22 protein-coding genes and 1 riboswitch are annotated in these 21,651 nt (G+C 54.2%); of the genes, 15 read left to right on the forward strand and 7 right to left on the reverse strand.

The window, feature by feature from the left end; translation table 11 throughout:
- Positions 1-145: 145 nt before the first annotated feature.
- The 4 genes from JKP81_RS12455 (at position 146) to rluF (ending at position 4,177) form a co-directional block, all read left to right on the forward strand.
- The gene (locus JKP81_RS12455; RefSeq protein WP_200552000.1) at positions 146-922 is read left to right on the forward strand and encodes a hypothetical protein; all 777 of its coding nucleotides are present in this window, start codon (positions 146-148) and stop codon (positions 920-922) included.
- Complete coding sequence (locus JKP81_RS12460; protein WP_200552001.1) at positions 906-1,373, forward strand: hypothetical protein; 468 nt, start codon at positions 906-908, stop codon at positions 1,371-1,373. Before JKP81_RS12455 ends, JKP81_RS12460 begins: the two co-directional genes overlap by 17 nt.
- Before the next feature lie 171 nt (positions 1,374-1,544).
- Positions 1,545-3,176 carry a Na/Pi cotransporter family protein gene (locus tag JKP81_RS12465; RefSeq protein WP_175274431.1) on the forward strand — a complete coding sequence of 544 codons (1,632 nt, stop codon included), beginning with the start codon at positions 1,545-1,547 and terminating at the stop codon, positions 3,174-3,176.
- 137 nt (positions 3,177-3,313) lie between these two features.
- On the forward strand, positions 3,314-4,177 hold the full coding sequence (gene rluF / locus JKP81_RS12470; protein WP_200552002.1) for a 23S rRNA pseudouridine(2604) synthase RluF: 864 nt from the start codon (positions 3,314-3,316) through the stop codon (positions 4,175-4,177).
- Here the strand turns inward: rluF and JKP81_RS12475 are convergent, their stop codons facing one another.
- Positions 4,178-4,450 (reverse strand): DUF3811 domain-containing protein, encoded by a 273-nt coding sequence (locus JKP81_RS12475; RefSeq protein WP_017459411.1) that lies wholly within the window; start codon positions 4,448-4,450, stop codon positions 4,178-4,180.
- A gap of 247 nt (positions 4,451-4,697) precedes the next feature.
- On the opposite strand from JKP81_RS12475, the gene JKP81_RS12480 reads away from it, so the two are divergent.
- Together JKP81_RS12480 and JKP81_RS12485 are read left to right on the forward strand one after the other, a co-directional pair.
- Entirely contained in the window at positions 4,698-5,009 is a 312-nt protein-coding gene (locus tag JKP81_RS12480; protein WP_200552003.1) for a type II toxin-antitoxin system HigB family toxin, read from the forward strand.
- Entirely contained in the window at positions 5,006-5,440 is a 435-nt protein-coding gene (locus JKP81_RS12485; protein ID WP_200552004.1) for a type II toxin-antitoxin system HigA family antitoxin, read from the forward strand. The genes JKP81_RS12480 and JKP81_RS12485 overlap by 4 nt, the downstream gene beginning before the upstream one ends.
- 36 nt (positions 5,441-5,476) lie before the next feature.
- Here JKP81_RS12485 and panS read toward each other — a convergent pair whose 3' ends face one another.
- Both panS and rtcR read right to left on the reverse strand, forming a co-directional pair.
- Complete coding sequence (gene panS, locus JKP81_RS12490; protein ID WP_200552005.1) at positions 5,477-6,418, reverse strand: ketopantoate/pantoate/pantothenate transporter PanS; 942 nt, start codon at positions 6,416-6,418, stop codon at positions 5,477-5,479.
- A gap of 257 nt (positions 6,419-6,675) precedes the next feature.
- Positions 6,676-8,262 (reverse strand): RNA repair transcriptional activator RtcR, encoded by a 1,587-nt coding sequence (rtcR, locus tag JKP81_RS12495; protein ID WP_200552006.1) that lies wholly within the window; start codon positions 8,260-8,262, stop codon positions 6,676-6,678.
- Between the two features lie 470 nt (positions 8,263-8,732).
- Here rtcR and JKP81_RS12500 point away from each other — a divergent pair, with 470 nt between their 5' ends.
- From JKP81_RS12500 to JKP81_RS12510, 3 genes are read left to right on the forward strand one after another with little or no spacing between them, the layout of a single operon-like run.
- The gene (locus JKP81_RS12500; protein ID WP_200552007.1) at positions 8,733-9,875 is read left to right on the forward strand and encodes a slipin family protein; all 1,143 of its coding nucleotides are present in this window, start codon (positions 8,733-8,735) and stop codon (positions 9,873-9,875) included.
- Complete coding sequence (locus tag JKP81_RS12505) at positions 9,865-11,091, forward strand: RtcB family protein (RefSeq protein ID WP_200552201.1); 1,227 nt, start codon at positions 9,865-9,867, stop codon at positions 11,089-11,091. The genes JKP81_RS12500 and JKP81_RS12505 overlap by 11 nt, the downstream gene beginning before the upstream one ends.
- 14 nt (positions 11,092-11,105) lie before the next feature.
- Positions 11,106-11,891, forward strand: coding sequence for a nucleotidyltransferase domain-containing protein (locus JKP81_RS12510; protein WP_200552008.1), 786 nt, complete (start codon positions 11,106-11,108; stop codon positions 11,889-11,891).
- A 53-nt stretch (positions 11,892-11,944) separates the two neighbouring features.
- Here the strand turns inward: JKP81_RS12510 and lysC are convergent, their stop codons facing one another.
- A complete protein-coding gene (gene lysC / locus JKP81_RS12515) occupies positions 11,945-13,294 on the reverse strand; it encodes a lysine-sensitive aspartokinase 3 (RefSeq protein ID WP_200552009.1) in 1,350 nt (449 codons plus the stop codon).
- A gap of 91 nt (positions 13,295-13,385) precedes the next feature.
- A riboswitch (Lysine riboswitch) is annotated at positions 13,386-13,611 on the reverse strand.
- A gap of 379 nt (positions 13,612-13,990) precedes the next feature.
- On the opposite strand from lysC, the gene pgi reads away from it, so the two are divergent.
- The 5 genes from pgi (at position 13,991) to JKP81_RS12540 (ending at position 19,859) form a co-directional block, all read left to right on the forward strand.
- Positions 13,991-15,640, forward strand: a complete 1,650-nt coding sequence (pgi, locus tag JKP81_RS12520; RefSeq protein WP_086873896.1) for a glucose-6-phosphate isomerase — start codon at positions 13,991-13,993, stop codon at positions 15,638-15,640.
- A 440-nt stretch (positions 15,641-16,080) separates the two neighbouring features.
- Positions 16,081-16,323, forward strand: a complete 243-nt coding sequence (yjbE, locus tag JKP81_RS12525) for an exopolysaccharide production protein YjbE (protein WP_007372406.1) — start codon at positions 16,081-16,083, stop codon at positions 16,321-16,323.
- 64 nt (positions 16,324-16,387) lie between these two features.
- Complete coding sequence (locus JKP81_RS12530) at positions 16,388-17,023, forward strand: YjbF family lipoprotein (protein ID WP_200552010.1); 636 nt, start codon at positions 16,388-16,390, stop codon at positions 17,021-17,023.
- A complete protein-coding gene (locus JKP81_RS12535; protein ID WP_200552011.1) occupies positions 17,023-17,760 on the forward strand; it encodes a capsule biosynthesis GfcC D2 domain-containing protein in 738 nt (245 codons plus the stop codon). Before JKP81_RS12530 ends, JKP81_RS12535 begins: the two co-directional genes overlap by 1 nt.
- A gap of 2 nt (positions 17,761-17,762) precedes the next feature.
- Positions 17,763-19,859 carry a YjbH domain-containing protein gene (locus JKP81_RS12540; protein WP_200552012.1) on the forward strand — a complete coding sequence of 699 codons (2,097 nt, stop codon included), beginning with the start codon at positions 17,763-17,765 and terminating at the stop codon, positions 19,857-19,859.
- Here the strand turns inward: JKP81_RS12540 and JKP81_RS12545 are convergent.
- Genes JKP81_RS12545 through JKP81_RS12555 form a run of 3 tightly spaced genes read right to left on the reverse strand, consistent with a single transcriptional unit; the run spans position 19,820 to position 21,062 of the window.
- A complete protein-coding gene (locus JKP81_RS12545) occupies positions 19,820-20,047 on the reverse strand; it encodes a hypothetical protein (RefSeq protein ID WP_200552013.1) in 228 nt (75 codons plus the stop codon). The two genes, JKP81_RS12540 and JKP81_RS12545, sit on opposite strands and share 40 nt — an antisense overlap.
- 34 nt (positions 20,048-20,081) lie before the next feature.
- Entirely contained in the window at positions 20,082-20,543 is a 462-nt protein-coding gene (locus JKP81_RS12550; RefSeq protein WP_200552014.1) for an acyltransferase, read from the reverse strand.
- 9 nt (positions 20,544-20,552) lie between these two features.
- Entirely contained in the window at positions 20,553-21,062 is a 510-nt protein-coding gene (locus JKP81_RS12555) for a GNAT family N-acetyltransferase (protein ID WP_200552015.1), read from the reverse strand.
- Positions 21,063-21,200: 138 nt separating this feature from the next.
- Here JKP81_RS12555 and psiE point away from each other — a divergent pair, with 138 nt between their 5' ends.
- Positions 21,201-21,611, forward strand: a complete 411-nt coding sequence (psiE, locus tag JKP81_RS12560; RefSeq protein WP_017459426.1) for a phosphate-starvation-inducible protein PsiE — start codon at positions 21,201-21,203, stop codon at positions 21,609-21,611.
- Positions 21,612-21,651 lie beyond the last annotated feature (40 nt).

The raw sequence follows: 21,651 nt of genomic DNA on the forward strand, positions 1-21,651 counted from the left end.
TCTTAGACCCTTCTTCCCCTTCATGCGTATGATGGACACCGACTATACGGCAAGATTGCTTACTCTTTTGCGGTTCATTTAATTGTCATAAATTTAACTTAGGTATTATGAAATGGATATTTATGATATAAGAAAAAGAAATCTATTGCCGAAGGATTACGAGAATATCCTGGCGCCAGATATCGCGAAGAATATTATTAAAAAGGAATATTTCATCGAGAACAGCCCGAATAATATTTTGGGCAGCATCGATGGTTACACGATTAAGCGGCATCACGGTTTTAAATATGGCTTACCGCACGATCCGCTTGGTCATCAAAAAGAAAAACATATTGATAGCCTGGTGGATAAAGGCGTGGTGGTAGTCGTGCGCCCGAACGTTAGCACGCGTAACCGCTTCTATTACCCGTTCTTTATCGCGGAAAACGCCGAACTGTTTTGCGTGCAAGGCTTGTCGTTTAACGCGGTGTTTATCAGAACTATTTTGAACGGGTTTAAAGACAGCGTGGCGATGCATGGTCGACCCGCCCCGACCCGAAGCACCTTTGTACCGGTGACGCCTGAGTTTGGTCCAGGTTACTGGAAAACCAGCGAAACAGACTTCCACGGCGTCAAAAATGCCGCGGTAATGATGCTCAACCGGGCGACCAGTATGGGCGATCAAGGGCGTGTATTTGGCTCCGACGGTAAAGATTATATGAACACCTCGCGAGACAAAATTCAGCTATGGACGCCAATACCGGAAAGCGTCTCGTCGGATACCCGAGAAATCCTCTATAATCGCTCGGTGATCCGGCGTTATGGTGAAAAGCGTACCGTTTATCAGAAATACCTTGAGGGTGATGATGCCTGGACGCAATCGGGGAAATCATGGCAATGGATTCCAGGCGTAAGGGATGAGGATTATGAATTTAAGAAATAAGATTTTTGCTTTTTGGGGTATTATGGACGTACTGGCGCTGGCCAGTTATTTATTTTTTTCGCTGCAAGGCGGTAACGTTCCTTTTTATTCCGACATTAGCGGCTTTTATACCAATTATTCACGGCTGGGTGTGAATGGATTGATGGGCGTAATTATCCAGACGATGTTCTTTATTAATATCGCGTTGATTATCTCGCTGGTTTTTTCTGCCTGGTCTTTTTTCGTTAAAAAAGACATCCATACTATTTTCTTTATTGTGCAGGAAATAGCCCGCGTGCTGTCGCTAAAATGCTCAGTGGCGTTGATTCCACTGTTTATGCATTTCGCTGGTTTTACCGCTGCGTGGGGGGCAATTTTGCTGTTTATCCTCTCGGAAGTGCTCAAAATTGCTTCGGTTGTGTGGGCTAAACGCCAGGGCAACCCGCAAACGGCGCCTGCCGTTTCCCGCTAACCGACAAACCCTCGCTTCTGTCACAAAACCGTCATTTTTGTTTACAACTCTCAGGGGGCTTAACCGGCACCCTGCGCTTTTCTTCGCATTGACGCCTTATACTTACTTCATAATGTTGACGTTACCTTCCTGGTAACGAGCAACGCATAACGATAAGGAGAACCTGATTCTGTGCTGACTTTGCTTCATCTGCTTTCTGCCGTGGCTCTGCTGGTGTGGGGCACACACATTGTACGTACCGGTGTGATGCGTGTTTTTGGCGCACGTTTGCGTACCGTTCTTAGCCGTAGCGTCGAAAGGAAACCGCTCGCCTTCTGCGCGGGTATCGGCGTGACTGCGCTGGTGCAAAGCAGTAACGCCACCACCATGCTGGTGACCTCGTTTGTCGCCCAGGATTTAGTGGCGCTCACCCCGGCGTTGGTGATTGTGCTGGGTGCAGATGTCGGAACAGCACTGATGGCGCGCATTTTGACGTTCGATCTCTCCTGGTTATCGCCGCTGCTGATTTTTCTTGGTGTCATTTTCTTCCTCGGGCGTAAACAGACGCGCGAAGGCCAGCTTGGGCGCGTCAGCATCGGCCTTGGGTTGATTCTTCTGGCGCTGGAGCTGATTGTGCAGGCGGTTACGCCGATCACCCAGGCCAATGGCGTGCAGGTGATTTTCGCCTCGCTGACCGGCGACATTATGCTCGATGCGCTGATTGGCGCGGTGTTCGCCATTATCAGTTACTCCAGCCTGGCGGCAGTGCTGCTGACAGCAACGCTGGTGACGGCAGGGATTATCTCTTTCCCGGTCGCGCTGTGTCTGGTGATTGGTGCCAACCTCGGTTCTGGCCTGTTGGCAATGCTCAATAACAGCGCCGCTAATGCTGCCGCCCGTCGTGTGGCGCTTGGCAGTTTGCTGTTCAAGCTGGTGGGCAGCCTGATTATCCTGCCGTTTGTGCATGTGCTTGCCACGTCAATGCAGAAACTTCCCCTGCCGGAAGCGGAACTGGTTATCTATTTCCATGTGTTCTACAACCTGATCCGCTGCCTGGCGATGGTGCCGTTTGCCGGGCCAATGGCGCAGTTTTGTAAGCGGATCATTCGTGAAGAGCCAGAGCTGGATACGCGGCTGAAGCCAAAGCATCTCGACAGTTCAGCCCTGGATACGCCAACGCTGGCGCTGGCCAATGCTGCACGGGAAACCTTGCGCATGGGCGATGCGATGGAGTTGATGCTCGAAGGGCTACATAAAGTGATGCACGGCCAGCCTCGTCAGGAGAAGGAACTGCGCAAACAAGCCGATGATATCAACGTGCTGTACACGGCCATTAAGCTCTATCTGGCGCGGATGCCGAAAGAGGAACTGGCGGAAGAGGAGTCGAAACGCTGGGCAGAAATTATCGAGATGTCGCTGAACCTGGAGCAGGCCTCCGATATTGTCGAGCGCATGGGCAGCGAAATCGCCGATAAATCCCTGGCGGCGCGACGCGCTTTCTCTGTTGAAGGCTTGCAGGAACTTGATGCGCTGCATGAACGGCTGGTGGGGAATCTGAAGCTGGCGATGTCGGTATTTTTCTCCAGTGACGTGACCAGCGCCCGGCGTTTACGCCGCAGCAAGCACCGTTTCCGCATAATGAACCGTCGTTATTCACATGCGCACGTTGACCGCCTGCATCAACAAAACGTGCAAAGCATTGAAACCAGCTCGCTGCACCTCGGTTTGCTGGGCGACATGAAACGTCTTAACTCCCTGTTCTGCTCGGTAGCCTACAGCGTGCTGGAGCAGCCGGATGAAGACGACGAGCGCGACGACGCTTAACCCGTACCGTGCCTGCGGGCACGGTAGCTAAAACCCCCACTTTTACTGCGTAACTGCACAAATTCGATTTGGTGCGGCGAAAATCCGGTTTTCTCTCCCGGCGAAGCCAGTTATATTCCGCTTTTACAGGAGAATTTATGCTGCCAGCCCAATCAACACGTTTAAACAAATACATCAGCGAAAGCGGGATTTGCTCACGCCGCGAGGCTGACCGTTACATTGAGCAAGGCAACGTCTTTATCAACGGCAAGCGCGCCGGGATAGGCGATCAGGTGGTTGCCGGAGACGTTGTGAAAGTGAACGGTCAACTTATCGAGCCGAGAAACGACGAAGATCTGGTGTTTATCGCGTTGAATAAACCCGTTGGTATTGTCAGTACCACCGAAGATGGTGAAAAAGACAATATTGTTGATTTCGTTAATCACAGCAGCCGTATCTTTCCCATCGGTCGTCTGGACAAAGATTCGCAGGGGCTGATTTTTCTCACTAATCATGGCGATTTAGTGAATAAAATCCTGCGTGCCGGCAACGATCACGAGAAAGAGTATCTGGTGACCGTCAATAAGCCTGTCACCGACGAATTCGTGCAGGGTATGAGCGCGGGCGTGCCGATCCTCGGCACCAAAACCAAAAAGTGCAAAGTAAAAAGAGAAGCGCCGTTTACCTTCCGCATTACGCTGGTTCAGGGGCTGAACCGCCAAATCCGCCGTATGTGCGAGTACTTTGGTTATGAAGTCACCAAACTTGAACGCACGCGTATTATGAACGTCAGTCTCACTGGCTTGCCGCCGGGGGAGTGGCGTGACCTGACCGACGACGAGCTGATTGCGCTGTTTAAGCTGATTGAGAACTCATCGTCAGAAGCGAAGCCGAAAGCAAAAGCGAAACCGCAAGCGGTGAAAAAGCCCGCAGTAAAAGTGGCGAAGCCCGAAGAGAAAAGCCGGGCGAAACCGGCGGGAAAACGCTTTACCCAGCCGGGCAGGAAAAAGAAAGGACGCTAGTTAGCGCTTGCCACGCGTTGAGGTGTTTGCCGACCAGGAAAACGTGGCATTCTCATCCGGTTTATAAGCCTGCTGTTTCTTCATCTGGCGGGCTTTTTTCGCTGCCGCTTCGCGCTGCGCCATCAGTTTATCGATGTACTCCTTCTTCACATGATTAGCTTCAGCGTTGCTGAGCGGGCGTCCGTGCGCGATACGGGCGCGATCCAGCAGCGTTTTCAGCTCCCGCTGTTCACTCTCCGTCATCTCTTTTTGCGTCAGTCTGGTCAGGGCCATAAAGCGTTCTCCTTGGGAAGTGCATCGAGTCTACGCGATGTAAAGGGGCATGTCTGCGTGGTGATGCATAAACCCCGGAAGGCGCTTCGCAGATTTGTTTTTGAGCGGATGACTTTCCTGTACTGCCCTGTAGGGTGACGCACTTACGGTAAGAGGTTTAAGTCGGTAAAAACGACGAGTGTTTCCATCTTGTCAAGATTATCAACAACAGTTATGATGTTTCCATAATGGAACGTGTGAGGGAGCGATGCACGTTATATCAAGGAGGCCGTTCGATAACGCGGCTAAAGATTTTCCAAACCATACGCTGGCGCTGGACGCGGTTTACAAAATCCTGAAAAGCACTGTTTACAAGAATCCAGACGAGTTGCGAGAAGAGTTCCCAAGCCTGGATAAGATGAAACACAGGGATAAATGGTGGGTCATCAATGTCGGTGGCAACCATTTGAGAGTGCTGTTTTTCGCAGATTTTGAATTAGCAAAGATATTTGTCAAACATATCGTGACCCATGCCGAATATGACAAGCTGATAAGACATTACCGGGAGACCAAAGAATGATTGAGGATGCGATCAAGGCCGCTGACGAGCTGGTGAAACTGGTGCCTTTTTTGGGAAATAACCCCGGCAAAGAGGATTATGAGCAAGCGCTGGAGATGATTGAACGATTGCTCATGCATGCGCCGGATAGCTCACTGGTCGCGCTGCTTACCGCACAGATAGAGCACTATGAAAATAACGACCCGGAACTGGCAGCATTTAACGCGCGTATCGCGGCACTGCCACGCGGCGTTGCCGCCTTACGGGTTTTGATGGATCAGCACGGGTTAAATCAGTCCTCGTTTCGGGATGAAATCGGCCAGCGCTCGCTGGTGAGCCGCATTCTTAATGGCGAGCGCAATCTGACTGTCGACCATATCCGGGCGCTGGCGAAACGCTTTAATGTGTCGACCGACGTGTTTATTGAGCCAGCCCATCACATCGCGGGGTGAGTGAAATGGCTGTGGCGGCAGCCATTTCTTGTAAAGTTAACCCTCTTTCACCGCTTGCGTTTTGCTTCCGTCGACCGGTTTGCCCGACCAGTAGCCCGCCAGCAGCGAACCGGAAAGGTTGTGCCACACGGAGAACAGTGCGCCCGGCAGCGCGGCGAGCGGCGAGAAGTAGATTTTACCCAACGCCGCGGCAAGGCCGGAGTTCTGCATACCCACTTCAATCGCCAGCGTACGGCAGGTGGATTCATCAAAGCCGAACAGACGACCGCCCCAGTAACCACCGAGCAGACCAATGCTGTTGTGCAGGATCACCGCGATAATCACCACCAGGCCAACAGAGGCGATATAGTTCGCGGAACCGGCGACCACGGCGCTAATGATCGCCAGAATACAAACCATGGAAAACGCGGGCAGCCAGGGCTCCAGCGCGTTAACTACGCGCGGGAACAGGTGGTGCACAACCAGCCCCAACGCAATCGGGATCACCACAATTTGCAGAATACTGAGTAGCATGCCCATCACATCGACCTGAATATGCGCATCGACATACAAACGCGTCAGCAGCGGCGTGGCGATAACGCCCACCAGCGTAGAAACCGAGGAGATGGTGACCGACAGCGCGACATCACCTTTTGCCAGATAAATCATCACGTTTGATGCCGTTCCGCTGGCGACGCTGCCCACCAATACCATTCCGGCGGAGAGATCCGGCGGCATCTTAAAAATTAGCGCCAGTAGCCATGCCGCCAGCGGCATCACCAGATAGTGCAGGAAAATACCGGCGGCAACCGGAGCCGGGCGAGACAGGACGCGTTTGAAGTCATCAATTTTTAAGTGCACGCCCATGCCAAACATAATCAGCATCAGCAGCGTGGTGACCCATGGGCCAATGGCGATAAACGTTGGCGGGAAATAATAGGCGAATACCGAGAGCAGCAGCGCCCATAACGGGAAAAGCCGCGTGAAAATTGCGAGCATGTGGGGATTCCTTGCGATTGTTGTGTTGTGTTTTTATTACCCTTCACTCTTCAGGCTACAGGTGCGCTGGCCCTGGCTAATAGCGTCCGTAATTTCTGCGCCGGTAACCCGGCAGTCTCACCGCAGGGATGAGCGCTGTTCGCAACGGTTCTGCAACCCGAATGAATGAGGGTATTTAAGGAGGGGATCGAGCCCGACCATTGGTATTGTTTATCGCGCTAAGGAATATTATTCAAACAAATTATGATGAAGATCTTTTATGTTGCGCCGCGTACGCTTTCCCAGTTCAGCCCGAAGCGGGCCAGGTATTTACGCAGGCGATCCGCATCATTCGGGTTGGCCTTTTTCTGCCGGGAAATGGCGAACAATTCACGCCCCGCTTCCGAAAGTGTCTGGCTGCGCCGACAGACGGCAATCACTGTTTCTAACTGGCGTTGATCGAACAGATCCAGCTTGCTGATATCCACCGGCAGGTCAGGCAATGCTGATTCCCCACGCCAGTGATGCGCTAAACGCTGCACCTCCTCTTCGACTAACGCGTCGTTAATCCGCCCCTGTTCCGCCAGCGTTGCCATTCGCGCGATTGACGTGCTCAGTTCGCGAAAGTTGCCGCGCCACGCCGCGTGGGGAGAACAGGCGAAGGCCAGATAGCGCTCGCGTGCGCCCTTATCAAAGCGGATTTGCGTCTGCTGCTGCTGTGAAAAACGCTGGAGTTCATATTCAATGTTCGGGGCGATATCTTCCCGCCGCTCCGCCAGACCCGGCAGTGTGAACGTCCACATATTGATACGCGCAAAGAGATCTTCCCTGAAACGTCCTTCCGCCACCCACTGCTGCATATTCCGGTGCGTGCCCGCAATCAGTTGAAAATCACTGTGCACTTCTTTATCGGAGCCAAAGGGGAAAAAAGTCTTCTCTTCAATCGCTTTCAGCAGCATCGCCTGCTCATCCAGCCCCAGCTCGGCAATCTCATCGAGGAACAGCACGCCGCCATCGGCTTCGCGCAGCAGTCCGGTACGCGCCTGTTGTGCGCCGGTGAATGCACCTTTCACATGGCCAAATAGTGTCGACATGGCATTATCACCGCGCAGCGTGGCGCAGTTCACCGCCACCAGACGCCCCTGCACCAGATGTCGGGACTGGCGTAACTGAAAGATGCGTTTTGCCAGAAACGATTTTCCCGCACCGGTTGGCCCGGTCAGCAGAATGGGCGCAGTCGAGCGCAGCGATACGCGTTCGATTTGCTCGATTAAGCGGTTAAAGGTGGCATTACGCGTATCAATGCCGGATTTCAGAAACGACACCGACTGCTGCTGTTCGCGCTGAAAACGGCTGGTCAGCGTGGCGTAACGGCTTAAATCCAGATCGATAACCGAACAGACGCCGGCAGCTATTGCTTCGTCAGCAGCGCCTTTCGCCGCTGGGCCGGTCTGCAACAGGCTGGCGGGCAGATAACGGGCTTCGGTCAGCAGGAACCAGCAGATCTGCGCGACGTGCGTCCCGGTGGTGATATGCACCAGGTACTCTTCATTTTCCGTATCGAACGGGTAACGGGTAGCGAAATCGAGAAACGCGGCATACACCTCTTCAAAATCCCACGGATCTTTAATCGTCACTGCATGTTTGCGTACCTCGGTATGTGGCGAGACGAGGGCAATGTCCTCCGCCGTCTGTTGCGCTAGACCTTCATCGCGTGGCTGGTGCAGCAGTTCAAGCCTGTCGACAGCGAAATCCGGTTGCTGGCACAACCCTACGGTGGGCCGCCATTTGCGAAAGCGGTTTTGCCGTTTACCACGTTTATCCAGCACCGTTCCCAGTACACCAATCACCACCCGACGCTTCATGTTTATCCCATAAGATAAATATCGATATTAAAAGATAAAAAATAATCATCGCCGCCGCAACGCCATCGATCGCTTTAAAAATAAAATTGTTATTTTTCAGATAAATAAGAATTTTATTTGCTTGTTTCTGATTCTGGCACGCTTCTGGCAATAACTATTACGTCAGCACGCTGAGTTAGCAGGGGTTACGCACCCCGCCGGCGCACCAGGAACGGCACGAGACGTTTTCCGGGGGGCGTTCCGTCAGTGGAAAGACATTTGCGAAAAGTCGGTTCTTTTTCGGGTTCGAATCCCGGATTCGCCACCTTATCTATGGAGATAAACAGGCAGTACCCCGGTAGTCGGGCTGTTGACGATTACCTCCCAACGACCGCCGGTAACGGCGCCGGACGGCAGGCAAAACGGTGTTTCCCCTGCGGTTTCGCCCCTGCATCCGCGGTCGTTAAGGCTAACAATTTAAGGAGAAAGTCATGACCAACAAAATCACAATACGTAAAGGTCAATTAGGTTTACTGGCAAAAGAGGGTGATTACTTCCAGGTTCTGGAAACCGGTGAGCACCGTCTGCCGTGGTTCAACAAACCCGACGTGCTGATGGTGAATACTGATGGCAGCGAAGTGGCTGCCGGTCTGGCGGAGTATTTGCGCCGCTTCCAGCCAGAGTGGGTGGAGCGTTATTGCCTGGTGGCCGATATGTCAGATAACGAAGCCGGTGCGCTTTATCTCAACGGCATGCTGCTGGAGATCCTGGCGCCTTCAACTCGCCGCCTGTACTGGCAAGCGGATGACGCACTGAAACTGGTACGCATGGACACTCGCGATGTGCGGGTTCCCACGGAGATCCTGAACGCCGTGGCGCAACCCAAACGCGGCGTGGCGGTAAAAGGTCGCGACGCGATTCTGGCGGTGCAGGTTCCGGCCTGGCACGCGGGTGTTTTAAAAGTGGATGGCGTGACGCAGGCGCTGTTACCGGCAGGATTGAGCGGCTACTGGAAAGTAAACCATCTGGTGGAAGCCGAAGTGGTGGACTTACGCCTGCAAGTGCTGGAAGTAAGCGGCCAGGAGATCCTGACCAAAGATAAAGTCACCTTGCGGCTGAACCTTGCGGCAAACTGGCGTTACACCGATGTGTTAAGCGCCTTTGCCCAACTGAGCAAACCGCTGGATCACCTCTACCGCGAATTGCAGTTTGCCCTGCGCGAAGCGGTGGGGACGCGCACGCTGGATGAGCTGCTGGAAGAGAAACAGGTTATTGATGAGTTAGTGAGCGTGCAGGTGGCGAATCGCATGGCGGCGTTTGGTATTGAAGTGGCGTCGCTGGGGGTGAAAGACATCATTTTGCCGGGTGAGATGAAAACCATTCTGTCGCGCTTAGTGGAAGCGGAAAAATCGGCGCAGGCCAATGTCATCCGCCGTCGTGAAGAGACCGCCGCGACCCGTTCGTTGCTGAACACGGCAAAAGTGATGGAGAGCAACCCGGTGGCGTTGCGGCTTAAAGAGTTAGAAACGCTGGAGCGTGTGGCGGAGCGCATCGATAAGATCTCGGTCTTTGGTGGCCTCGACCAGGTATTGCACGGCCTTGTTAACATCAAAGGAAGTCATGATGCAGCATAACGACTATCAACTGCTGGCGCAGGAGAACAGCGCGCCGGTGAAAATGTGGACGCACGGCGTGCCGGTGGAACCCGAAGCGCGTGAGCAGTTGCTGAACACAGCAAAAATGCCGTTTATCTTCAGGCACCTGGCGGTGATGCCAGATGTCCATCTGGGGAAAGGCTCAACCATCGGCAGCGTGATCCCAACCAAAGGGGCGATTATCCCGGCGGCGGTTGGCGTGGATATCGGCTGCGGCATGATTGCCGTGCGCACCTCGCTGCTGGCGGCAGATTTGCCGGATAACCTCGGTGGGCTGCGCAATGCCATTGAGCAGGCGGTGCCGCACGGACGTTCGGTGAACCGGTCGAAACGTGATAAGGGCGCGTGGGAAAACCCGCCGCAAGAGGTGGATAGCCACTGGGCATTGCTTGTGCCGCGCTTTAAGCGTCTGACGGATAAATACCCGCGCTTGTTGCAAACCAACAACCATCAACATTTGGGAACGTTGGGAACCGGCAACCACTTTATTGAAGTGTGTCTGGATGAGCAGCAGCGCGTGTGGGTGATGTTGCACAGCGGTTCGCGCGGCGTGGGTAACGCCATCGGTAACGTGTTTATCACCCTGGCGCAGCAGGATATGCGGCAGCATATCGCCAATTTGCCGGACCGAAACCTGGCCTACTTCCGGGAAGGCAGCAAGCACTACGACGACTATCTGGAAGCGGTCGAGTGGGCGCAGGATTTCGCCCGCCATAACCGTGAAGTGATGATGTCGCGCGTACTGGCGGCGCTGTCGCGCATTGTGACCAAACCGTTTATCACCCAGCAGGAAGCGGTGAATTGCCATCATAACTATGTGCAAAAAGAGACGCACTTTGGTGAAGAGGTGCTGGTGACGCGTAAAGGCGCGGTTTCCGCGCAAAAAGGGCAGATGGGGATTATTCCCGGCTCGATGGGCGCGAAAAGTTTTATCGTGCGTGGGCTGGGAAATGAAGAGAGCTTCTGCTCATGTAGCCACGGAGCAGGGCGAACCATGAGCCGTACGGCGGCGAAAAAACGCTTTACCGTGGAAGATCAAATTCGCGCTACCGCGCATGTGGAGTGCCGAAAAGACAGCGAAGGGATCGATGAGATCCCGATGGCTTACAAAGATATCGATGCGGTGATGGCCGCGCAGGACTCGCTGGTAGAAGTGGTGCATACCCTGCGCCAGGTGGTGTGTGTGAAAGGATAAGAAGGATAGTCATAATGGAATCTTTAGGCGTTGATGTCGCCATGCGTGGGCGTGTGCGGCAGGTGTTATACGATGTGGAACAAACCTACGGCGTGAAAGTGCTTTACGCCTGCGAGTCCGGCAGTCGCGGCTGGGGTTTCGCTTCACCGGACAGCGATTACGATGTGCGCTTTCTGTATGTGCATCAACCGGACTGGTATCTGCGCGTCGAGCCGCAGCGTGATGTGATAGAACTGCCGATAGACGATGAGCTGGACGTTTGCGGGTGGGAGTGGCGCAAAGCGCTGGGGTTGCTGAAAAGCGCTAACCCGGCCTTAATCGAATGGTTAGATTCCCCGATCGTTTACCAGCAGGATGACGCCACGCTCGCCGCGTTGCGCGTGCAGGTGCCGCACTGGTTTTCGCCGGTCAGAGCGCGCTGGCACTACTATTCGATGGCGAAAAAGAACTTTCGCGGCTATTTGCAGGGTGAACAGGTACGGCTGAAAAAGTACTTTTACGTGCTACGTCCGCTGCTGGCGGTGCGCTGGATAGAGGCGGGCAAAGGGATGCCGCCAATGCGTTTCGCTACGTTGCTGGCAGGCAGCGATCTCGACGCGCCATTACGGGCAGAAATCGATGAACTGCTGATGTTAAAACAGCGTGCCGGCGAAGCACAGTACGGTGCGCAACGTCCGCTGCTGCACGCGTTTATCGGTGATGAACTGGCGCGCGGCGAAATCGCGGATGCGCTGCCGGAAAGCCGCAGCGGCAAGGTCAGCGATCTCGACGCGTTGCTGTTCCAGACGGTGATGTCATAAAAAAAGCCCGGTAATTCACCGGGCTTTTTGCTTTCATCCGTAAAAGGGGAGGATTACTCAAACAAGTTGTGATGCAGTTTTTGCACCACCTGTTCGGCCTCTTTTCCGGGTACAAGGAAGCAGAGGTTATGGCTGGATGCGCCGTAACAAATCATGCGGATGTTAAATGGATCCAGCACGCCAAACACCTCTTTACCCACGCCGCAGGCTTTCGACAAATCGTTGCCGATAATCGCCACCAGCGCTAAATCTTCTTCCACTTCCACCCGGCACAGAGAAGAAAGCTCGGTCAGCAGTGCCTGGGTTAATAAGGTGTCGCCGGTTGACGTTGAACCGGTGGTGTCCAGCGTCAGCGCCACGCTCACTTCTGAGGTGGTGATCAAATCAACCGAGATACTGTGACGTGCCAGGATGCCAAACACTTCCGCAAGAAAACCGCGTGAGTGCAGCATGTTCAGGCTGTGCAGCGTGAGCAGGGTCTGCTTGCGGCGCAGCGCCAGTGCGCGGAACAGTGGCGGATTGCTGGTGTTATTGCACACCAGCGTGCCACCGGCTTTCGGATCTTTGCTGGAGCCGACAAAAACCGGAATGTCGCTGCGTACTGCGGGCAACAGCGTGGCGGGGTGCAGCACTTTCGCGCCGAATGTCGCCATCTCTGCCGCTTCTTCAAAGGCTATCTCATCAATGCGTTTCGCGGCGGGCACCACGCGCGGGTCGGTGGTGTAAATGCCCGGAACATCGGTCCAGATATCCACGCGGGAAGCGTGCAGCGCTTCGCCCAGCAGCGCGGCGGTATAATCGCTGCCGCCGCGGCCAAGCGTGGTGGTGCGGCCTTTGGCTTCGCTACCGATAAAACCCTGGGTTATCACTAACCCTTCATTCAGGCGCGGCGCGAGTTGCTGCCCGGCAAGTTCCGCCAGCGCGGCGACATCCGGCTCAGCGCGGCCAAAACGGTCACTGGTGCGCATCACTTTGCGCACATCAAACCACTGCGCCTGTACGCTGCGTTCGCGCAGCACTTCCACAAACAGCAGCGTCGACATCAGCTCGCCGTGGCTGACCAGTTCGTCGGTCAGCGCAGTGGATGTCGCCAGCGATGCGGCTTCGGCAAGCGTGGTGATATTTTCCAGCAGGCGTTCAATTTCTTCGCGGATCACCGCCGGGTTCGCCAGGCGTTCCAGAATATCGAACTGAATTTTGCGGATAGCGTCGAGCTTGACGAAACGCTCGCTGGCTTCCAGCCCTTCGGCCAGCGCAACCAGCAAATTGGTTACCCCTGCGGAAGCGGAAAGCACCACCAGACGGACGCTGGTATCGGAAAGCACCACGTCCGCACTGCGGTTCATGGCATCAAAATCGGCAACGCTGGTGCCGCCAAATTTGGCGACAACGAAACTAGTCATAACAACCTCGTGTCAGGGGATTCTCTATTCAGCCATGGCACAAGGAAAGAGCGAAAAACGGGGTGGGCGCAGAGCAATAAACAGCTACGATTTCCCCAGAAGTGCTCCACCTTGTCTGCCCGCTTTGCGTAACGTCTGCGGACATGAAACGTTCGACTGCGAACGCTTCTGGTGACAACCCAGGGGATTCAGCCCCTGTAGCCGATAACGCACGCTGCCAGGCGTTTTGTTATCTCGGCGTTACTCCCCCTCAGGTGTTTTCATCAGCCTGGCGCTTCGAACACCGTGTGCCTGGGTAACGCGCCTCTTCTGGCAATGTTTACCTTCGCCTTTCACGCTGCAGCGGTGTTGGCTGCCTTCACTTACCCCGGTCACTTACTTGTGTAAGCTCCCGGGGATGCGCTCAGTTGCCGCCTTGCTGCAACGCGAAAAGCTCTGGTAATCAAACCCGCGCATGCGCGGGTAGTGCGTTTATAAATAAAGGGTTAGCGGGCATGCTGTCAACGCCGGGATTATGCGGATTTTTCATGCTGCATTGGTCGTCAGTAAAATGACTTATGTTGTGCTCAAATTCGGCGATTTTTGGTCGTTATTCGCCCGCGTGTACGGCGAGCCGGCACAAAAACCATCACAATTTTCGCCGGCAGGCGCTACAATCGACGGCAGTCACAATTCTCAAATCAGAAGAGTATTGCTATGAAAAACATCAATCCAACGCAGACATCTGCCTGGCAGGCATTACAGAAACACTACGCTGACATGAAGGACGTCACTATCGCGGAACTGTTCGCGAAAGAGGGCGACCGCTTTAGCAAATTCTCCGCAACCTTCGACGACCTGATGCTGGTGGACTTCTCCAAAAACCGCATCACGCAAGAGACGCTGGACAAACTGCTGGCGCTGGCCAAAGAGACCGATCTGGCGGGTGCGATCAAATCCATGTTCTCTGGCGAAAAAATCAACCGTACCGAAGATCGCGCCGTGCTGCATGTCGCGCTGCGTAACCGTAGCAATACGCCGATTGTGGTGGATGGCAAAGATGTGATGCCGGAAGTCAATGCGGTGCTGGAGAAGATGAAAGCCTTCTCTGAAGCGATCATCTCAGGTAGCTGGAAAGGGTACACCGGAAAACCGATTACCGACGTGGTGAACATCGGTATCGGCGGTTCCGACCTCGGCCCGTTTATGGTGACTGAAGCGCTGCGTCCGTACAAAAACCATCTGAACATGCATTTCGTCTCTAACGTCGATGGTACGCACATCGCCGAAGTGCTGAAAAAAGTGAACCCGGAAACCACGCTGTTCCTCGTGGCATCCAAAACCTTCACCACCCAGGAAACCATGACCAACGCCCACAGCGCGCGCGACTGGTTCCTGAAAACCGCCGGTGACAACAAACACGTGGCGAAACACTTCGCGGCGCTCTCTACCAACGCGAAAGCGGTGGGCGAGTTCGGCATCGACACCGCTAACATGTTTGAGTTCTGGGATTGGGTTGGCGGCCGCTACTCGCTGTGGTCGGCGATTGGCCTGTCTATCATCCTCTCCGTCGGTTACGACAACTTTGTTGAGCTGCTCTCCGGCGCGCACGCGATGGACAAGCACTTCTCCACCACCGAGCTTGATAAAAACCTGCCGGTGCTGCTGGCGCTGATCGGTATCTGGTACAACAACTTCTTCGGCGCTGAAACCGAAGCGATTCTGCCGTACGACCAGTACATGCACCGTTTTGCCGCTTACTTCCAGCAGGGCAACATGGAGTCCAACGGTAAATACGTTGACCGTAACGGCAACGCGGTGGATTACCAGACTGGCCCGATCATCTGGGGTGAGCCGGGCACCAACGGTCAGCACGCGTTCTACCAGCTGATTCACCAGGGTACCAAAATGGTTCCGTGTGATTTCATCGCGCCGGCTATCACCCATAACGCGCTTTCCGATCACCACCAGAAACTGCTGTCGAACTTCTTTGCGCAAACTGAAGCGCTGGCGTTCGGTAAATCCCGCGAGGTGGTCGAGCAGGAATATCGCGATCAGGGTAAAGACCCGGCAACGCTTAACCATGTTGTGCCGTTCAAAGTGTTTGAAGGCAACCGCCCGACTAACTCTATTCTGCTGCGCGAAATCACCCCGTTTAGCCTGGGCGCGCTGATTGCGCTGTACGAGCACAAAATCTTCACCCAGGGCGCAATCCTTAACATCTTCACTTTCGATCAGTGGGGCGTGGAGCTGGGTAAACAGCTGGCGAACCGCATTCTGCCGGAACTAGGCGATGACAAATCCATCTCCAGCCACGACAGCTCAACTAATGGTCTGATCAACCGCTACAAATCCTGGCGCGGTTAAGCCACATAAGCGTCGCTTCGGCGGCGCTTTTTTTTACCGATTATATTTATTCCAGTATGCATATATTGCGCGAGGGTTTCGCCCGATATATATAAGCAATTCCGATATCGATATTTTAAAGCTAAATTACGGGGATTATTCCTGGTTCGCTGTTTCTATATCTATCATCAGGTTTATCTGAAAAACGCGACAGGCGGATAAGCGGTTGCTATAAATTTTAGGACTAGCCTTATTGTGTCAATATTTTTCAATTATTTAATTATTTGAAATATATCTAATTTTTTAGTTTTACCTTCTTTTTTTAAATGCCTGATACCAATTTTCCGAAAACGTTCCCCGCTATTTCCCGATGCGTAAACCCTCTGCTTTAGTTGTGTATACTCGATATCGCCTGAATTCTTTCAGGTAAATCTCCATTCATTCAATGAAGGGAAATTGATATGAAAAAAGTCCTGTATGGCATTTTTGCCATATCCGCGCTTGCGGCGACTTCTGCTTTTGCTGCACCGGTGCAAATTGGTGAAGCGGCAGGGTCGGCAGCGACCTCTGTTTCTGCGGGTAGCTCCGCAGCAACGAGCGTTAGCACCGTAGGGTCTGCGGTGGGTGTCGCGCTGGCGGCAACCGGTGGCGGTGATGGCTCCAACACGGGAACCACGACCACCACGACCACAAGTACCCAGTAATAGCGGGTACATTAACTATAACCACACTTCGGTGTGGTTATTCCGCCCCTTTCGGAGAAGAGTCGTGAAGCGACCTGGTATCATCTTGATTTGCCTGCTCCTTCAGGCATGTTCAGGCCCCATCAAAGGCCTCGGGAATTCACTCTGGAACAGCGTATTTGGCACGCCGGGCGTGCAGCTCACGGATGAAGACATCCTCAATATGCCGTACGCCAGCCAGTACATGCAGCTCAACAACGGCCCACAACTGTTTGTGGTGCTCGCTTTCGCCGAAAACGGGCAGCAGAAATGGGTGACGCAGGATCAGTCCACGATCGTCACGCAAAACTATCGCATTGTGAAAACGCATTTGCCTGGCGACAACCTGCTGGATGTTAATAACCTGGCGGCAGATCCGCTGGCCAAACCGAGCCAGGTGGTGGAGGGTGCGAGCTGGACACGCTTAATGGGCTGGACGGAACACAAACAGGTGCGCTACGCCACCGCCCGTTCTGTCTTCCACTGGAATGGCACCGACACGGTGAAACTGGCGAGCGACGAAACCGCAGTACGTATTCTCGATGAAGAGGTCACTACCGATCAGAAACGCTGGCGCAACCGCTATTGGGTGGATGAACAAGGGGTTATCCGGCAATCCGAGCAGTATCTTGGCGCGGACTGGTTCCCGGTGAAAACCACCCTGATTAAGGCGGCGAAATAATGAAAAAACGCGCTCTTCTTCCGCTGTTAGCCAGCCTCGCTTCCCCGCTGGCGTTCGCCGTCGGCACGGTTGATGTCTACACCGAGGGCGATAGCAAGCCGAAAACCTTAACCAACGCCGAACACCTGGTGGATCTGGTCGGGCAGCCCCGTCTGGCGAATAGCTGGTGGCCTGGTGCTGTGGTCAGCGAACGTCAGGCGACGGTTGCGGAGCAGGCACGCCATCAGGCACTTCTTGCGCGGCTTGCCGCGCTTGCCGCCGACGAGAGCGGCAACAGCGCTGCGGCGATCAACGCGCTGCGTCAGCAGTTGCAGGCGATAAAGGTCACCGGCCGACAAATCGTTGAGCTGGATCCGGATTACCTGCGTACCCACCGCCTCGCCAACCGACCTTTAGAAGGGCAATACACTTTATGGGTTGGCTCGCAGCCGACCACCATCACCGTGGTTGGTCTTATCAGCAGCCCGGGCAAAAAAGTGTTCACGCCGGGACGCGATGTGGTGAGCTACCTGGATGAGATGAGCCTGCTGAGTGGCGCGGAACGCAGCTATGCCTGGGTGATTTACCCCAACGGCAAAATCCAAAAGGTACCGGTTGGCTACTGGAACCGACGCCATGTGGAGCCGATGCCCGGCAGCGTGATTTTTGTCGGTTTCGCACCGGGTTTGTGGAGCAACGAGTATGACGAGCTGAATGCCGACATTCTTCAGTCCCTGACGCATCGGATACCGGAATAATAATGAAAAAATCGTTTGTCATTAGCCTGTTGGCGCTGGGGATTAGCGCCGCCTGTCACGCAGAATCGTACCCGGAACCGATTGGCCCATCGCAGTCGGACTTCGGCGGCGTCGGCCTGCTGCAAACGCCCACTGCGCGTATGTCGCGTGAGGGTGAACTGAGTTTCAACTACCGCGATAACAATCAGTACCGCTACTACTCCGGTTCGGTGCAGCTTTTCCCATGGCTGGAAACAACGCTGCGCTACACCGATGTGCGGACGCGGAAATACAGTTCGGTAGAAGCCTTCTCGGGCAATCAGTCCTACAAAGATAAAGCCTTCGATTTAAAACTGCGCCTGTGGCAAGAAGGTTACTGGCTGCCGGAAGTTTCCGTGGGCGCGCGCGATATTGGCGGTACCGGGTTGTTTGACGGCGAATATCTGGTGGCGAGCAAAGCCTGGGGGCCGTTCGATTTCTCGCTGGGTATCGGTTGGGGCTACCTTGGCACCAGCGGCAATATCAAAAACCCGCTCTGCTCCTATGACGAGAAATATTGTACGCGTGATACCAGTTACAAAGCCGCAGGCTCCACGGATACCAGCCAGATGTTCCGTGGCCCGACCGCGTTGTTTGGCGGGGTGGAATACCAGACGCCGTGGAACCCGCTGCGCCTGAAGCTTGAGTATGAAGGGAACAACTACCAGCAGGACTTCGCCGGTAAACTGCCGCAGCGCAGCAAGGTCAACGTTGGCGCGATTTACCGCGTCACCGACTGGGCGGACATCAACCTGAGCTATGAGCGCGGGAATACCTGGATGTTCGGCTTTACCCTGCGTAACAACTTCAACGACTTGCGCCCGTCGTATAACGACAACGCGCGGCCAAAATATCAGCCACAGCCGCAAGATGCGATCCTCCAGCATTCGGTGGTGGCGAATCAGCTGACCTTACTGAAATACAACGCCGGGCTTACCGATCCGCAAATTCAGGTGAAAGGTGACACGCTGTATGTCACCGGCGAGCAGGTGAAATACCGCAATACCCAGGAAGGGGTTGAGCGCGCGAATCGCATTGTGATGAATGACTTGCCGGACGGCATTCGCACTATCCGCGTGACGGAAAACCGTCTCAATATGCCGGTCGTCACCACCGAGACGGATGTTGCCAGCCTGAAGCGCCACCTTGAAGGCGAGCCGCTGGGGCAGGATACGGAACTGGTGCAAAAACGCGAAACGCCTATCGTGCCGGACAAACCGGAGCAGGGTTGGTATATCGATAAATCCTCGTTCGATTTCCACATCGATCCGGTGCTTAACCAGTCATTCGGCGGGCCGGAAGCTTTCTACATGTACCAGCTTGGTGTGATGGCGACTGCCGACTGGTGGCTAACGGATCACCTGCTGACCACCGGTAGCCTGTTTGGCAACCTGACCAATAACTACGACAAGTTTAACTACACCAACCCGCCGAAAGACACCGCCCTGCCGCGTGTGCGTACCCGTGTGCGTGAATATGTGCAGAACGATATTTACGTCAACAACATGCAGGCGAACTACTTCCAGTATCTGGGCAATAACTTCTATGGCCAGGTGTATGCCGGGTATCTGGAAACCATGTACGGCGGTGCCGGTGCCGAGCTGTTGTGGCGTCCGGTTGATAGCCACTGGGCGTTTGGTATTGATGGCAACTACGTGAAACAGCGTGACTGGCGCAGTGCGCAGGACATGATGAAATTCACCGATTACAGCGTGAAAACCGGCCACTTCACCGCTTACTGGACGCCGTGGTTCGCCGAAAATGTGTTGGTGAAAGCCAGTGTTGGTCAATATCTGGCGGGCGATAAAGGTGTCACGCTGGATGTGTCGAAGCACTTTGACAGCGGGATTGTGGTGGGCGCGTATGCCACCAAAACCAACGTTTCAGCTGCGCAGTACGGGGAAGGGGACTTCACCAAAGGGGTCTACATTTCGGTTCCGCTGGATCTGTTCAGCACCGGTCCGACCCGCAGCCGCGCTGGCATTGGCTGGACGCCGCTGACGCGTGACGGTGGCCAGAAACTGGGCCGTAAGTTTGAGCTTTACAACATGACCAACGATAAGACGGTCAACTTCCAGTAAACCTTTTCTCTCCCCGTCTGGGGAGAGAACTGCTGCAAGGTCTGCCTGTTTTCACCATCGGCCACATTTCTCTTTGTGTGGGGAGAGAACTGCTGCAAGTCCTGTCTGTTTTTACCATCAGCCATATTGCTCTCCCCCGTTTGGGGAGAGAATTGCCGCAAGGCCTGTCTGTTTTCACCATCAGTCATATTTCTCTCCTCGTGTGGGGAGAGAAAGTTGCATTCACAACCGGCGCAGCAGCCGCGCCGGATTTCCCGCATACACCCCTTTCTCGCGGATCGATTTGGTCACCACGCTGCCCGCGCCTATCACGCAGCCATCAGTAATGGTCACTGCCAGAATCGTCGCGCCGCTGCCAATCGACACGTCATTACCAATCACGATGCGCCCCCAGTTGTTGCTGTCCGGGTCCGGTTTGCCATCGCGAAACATATCGTTGGCAAACATCACGCCGTGACCGATAAAGCAGCGCTCACCGATGGTGACATATTCGCAAATAAAGCTATGTGACTGGATTTTCGAACCTTTACCGATCTGGGTATGCCCCTGAATTTCGACAAACGGGCCGACAAACACATCGTCCGCCAGCGTGCAGTCGTATAAATTGGCGGGTTCATAAATCACCACGTTGTCGCCGCAGGTTACATTGCGTACGGCGGTTTGGCGCAAAGAAGCGCTTGTCATCATCCCTCCTTAAAGCGATTTGCCCAGAATATGCAGCGTACTTTGCTGCGACGCGGTACTGAATATTGTGTCCTTGAGATGCGTGAATCCCTGCCGGAGATAAAAGCGCTGCGCGTTCGGGTTGGCGTCCAGCACTTCCAGCCAGATAAACCTCTCTCCGCGCTGTTGCGCCAGGCGTTCTATTTCTGCCAGCAGTTGCTCGCCGTAGCCTTTACGCGTTTCGCCCGGAAGAAGATAGAGTTTATGCAGCAGCGTACCCGCCGGGCCATGTTCGTCAACCTCGCTGTGCCAGGAGACTTTGGCGAAACCGACAGGCGCGGCATTCTGCGCGATAAACCAGCCGCCCGCTTCGCTTTGCAGGCTCTGCTCGATTACTGCCGGGGAATACTCCTGGCGAAGAAATGCCTCCAGTTCGGCCGGTTCGCGCCACAGAGGGGCAAAATGATGACGATAACTGGCGTAGCCCATTTCACTCAATAACGCGGCGTCCGCGATTTCAGCCTTACGTACGATAAGCATGCTCTTTTTCGTCTCCTGCGTGGACATGTCTGTGCAACATGTCATCACGCGGTGTCACAAAATATAAGCAAATAATGTAGATCCAGATCACATTTTTGCGATATACAAAGTGTTGTTCACCAGCAATGAGGTGCCGCTATGACATCGTTAACTCGTCCTCGCGTTGAGTTTATTTCGACCATATTGCAGACCGTGCTGAATCTTGGTCTGTTGAGCCTCGGTCTGATTTTGATTGTCTTTCTGGGCAAAGAGACACTGCATCTGGCGGATGTGCTGTTCGCGCCGGTGCAAACCAGCAAATATGAGCTGGTGGAAGGGCTGGTGGTTTACTTTCTCTATTTCGAATTTATCGCCCTGATTGTGAAGTACTTTCAGTCCGGGTTTCACTTCCCGCTGCGCTACTTTATCTACATCGGCATTACCGCGATTGTGCGGTTGATCATTGTCGATCACCAGTCGCCAATGGATGTGTTGATCTACTCGGCGGCGATCCTGTTGCTGGTGATCACACTGTGGTTGTGTAACTCGCAACGACTGAGGCGCGAATAAAAAAAGGGCGATCCGAGGATCGCCAATGTCTTCACAAGTT

This window comes from Kosakonia sp. LAM2021, from assembly GCF_016620385.1.
Taxonomy (GTDB): Bacteria; Pseudomonadota; Gammaproteobacteria; order Enterobacterales; family Enterobacteriaceae; genus Kosakonia; species Kosakonia sacchari.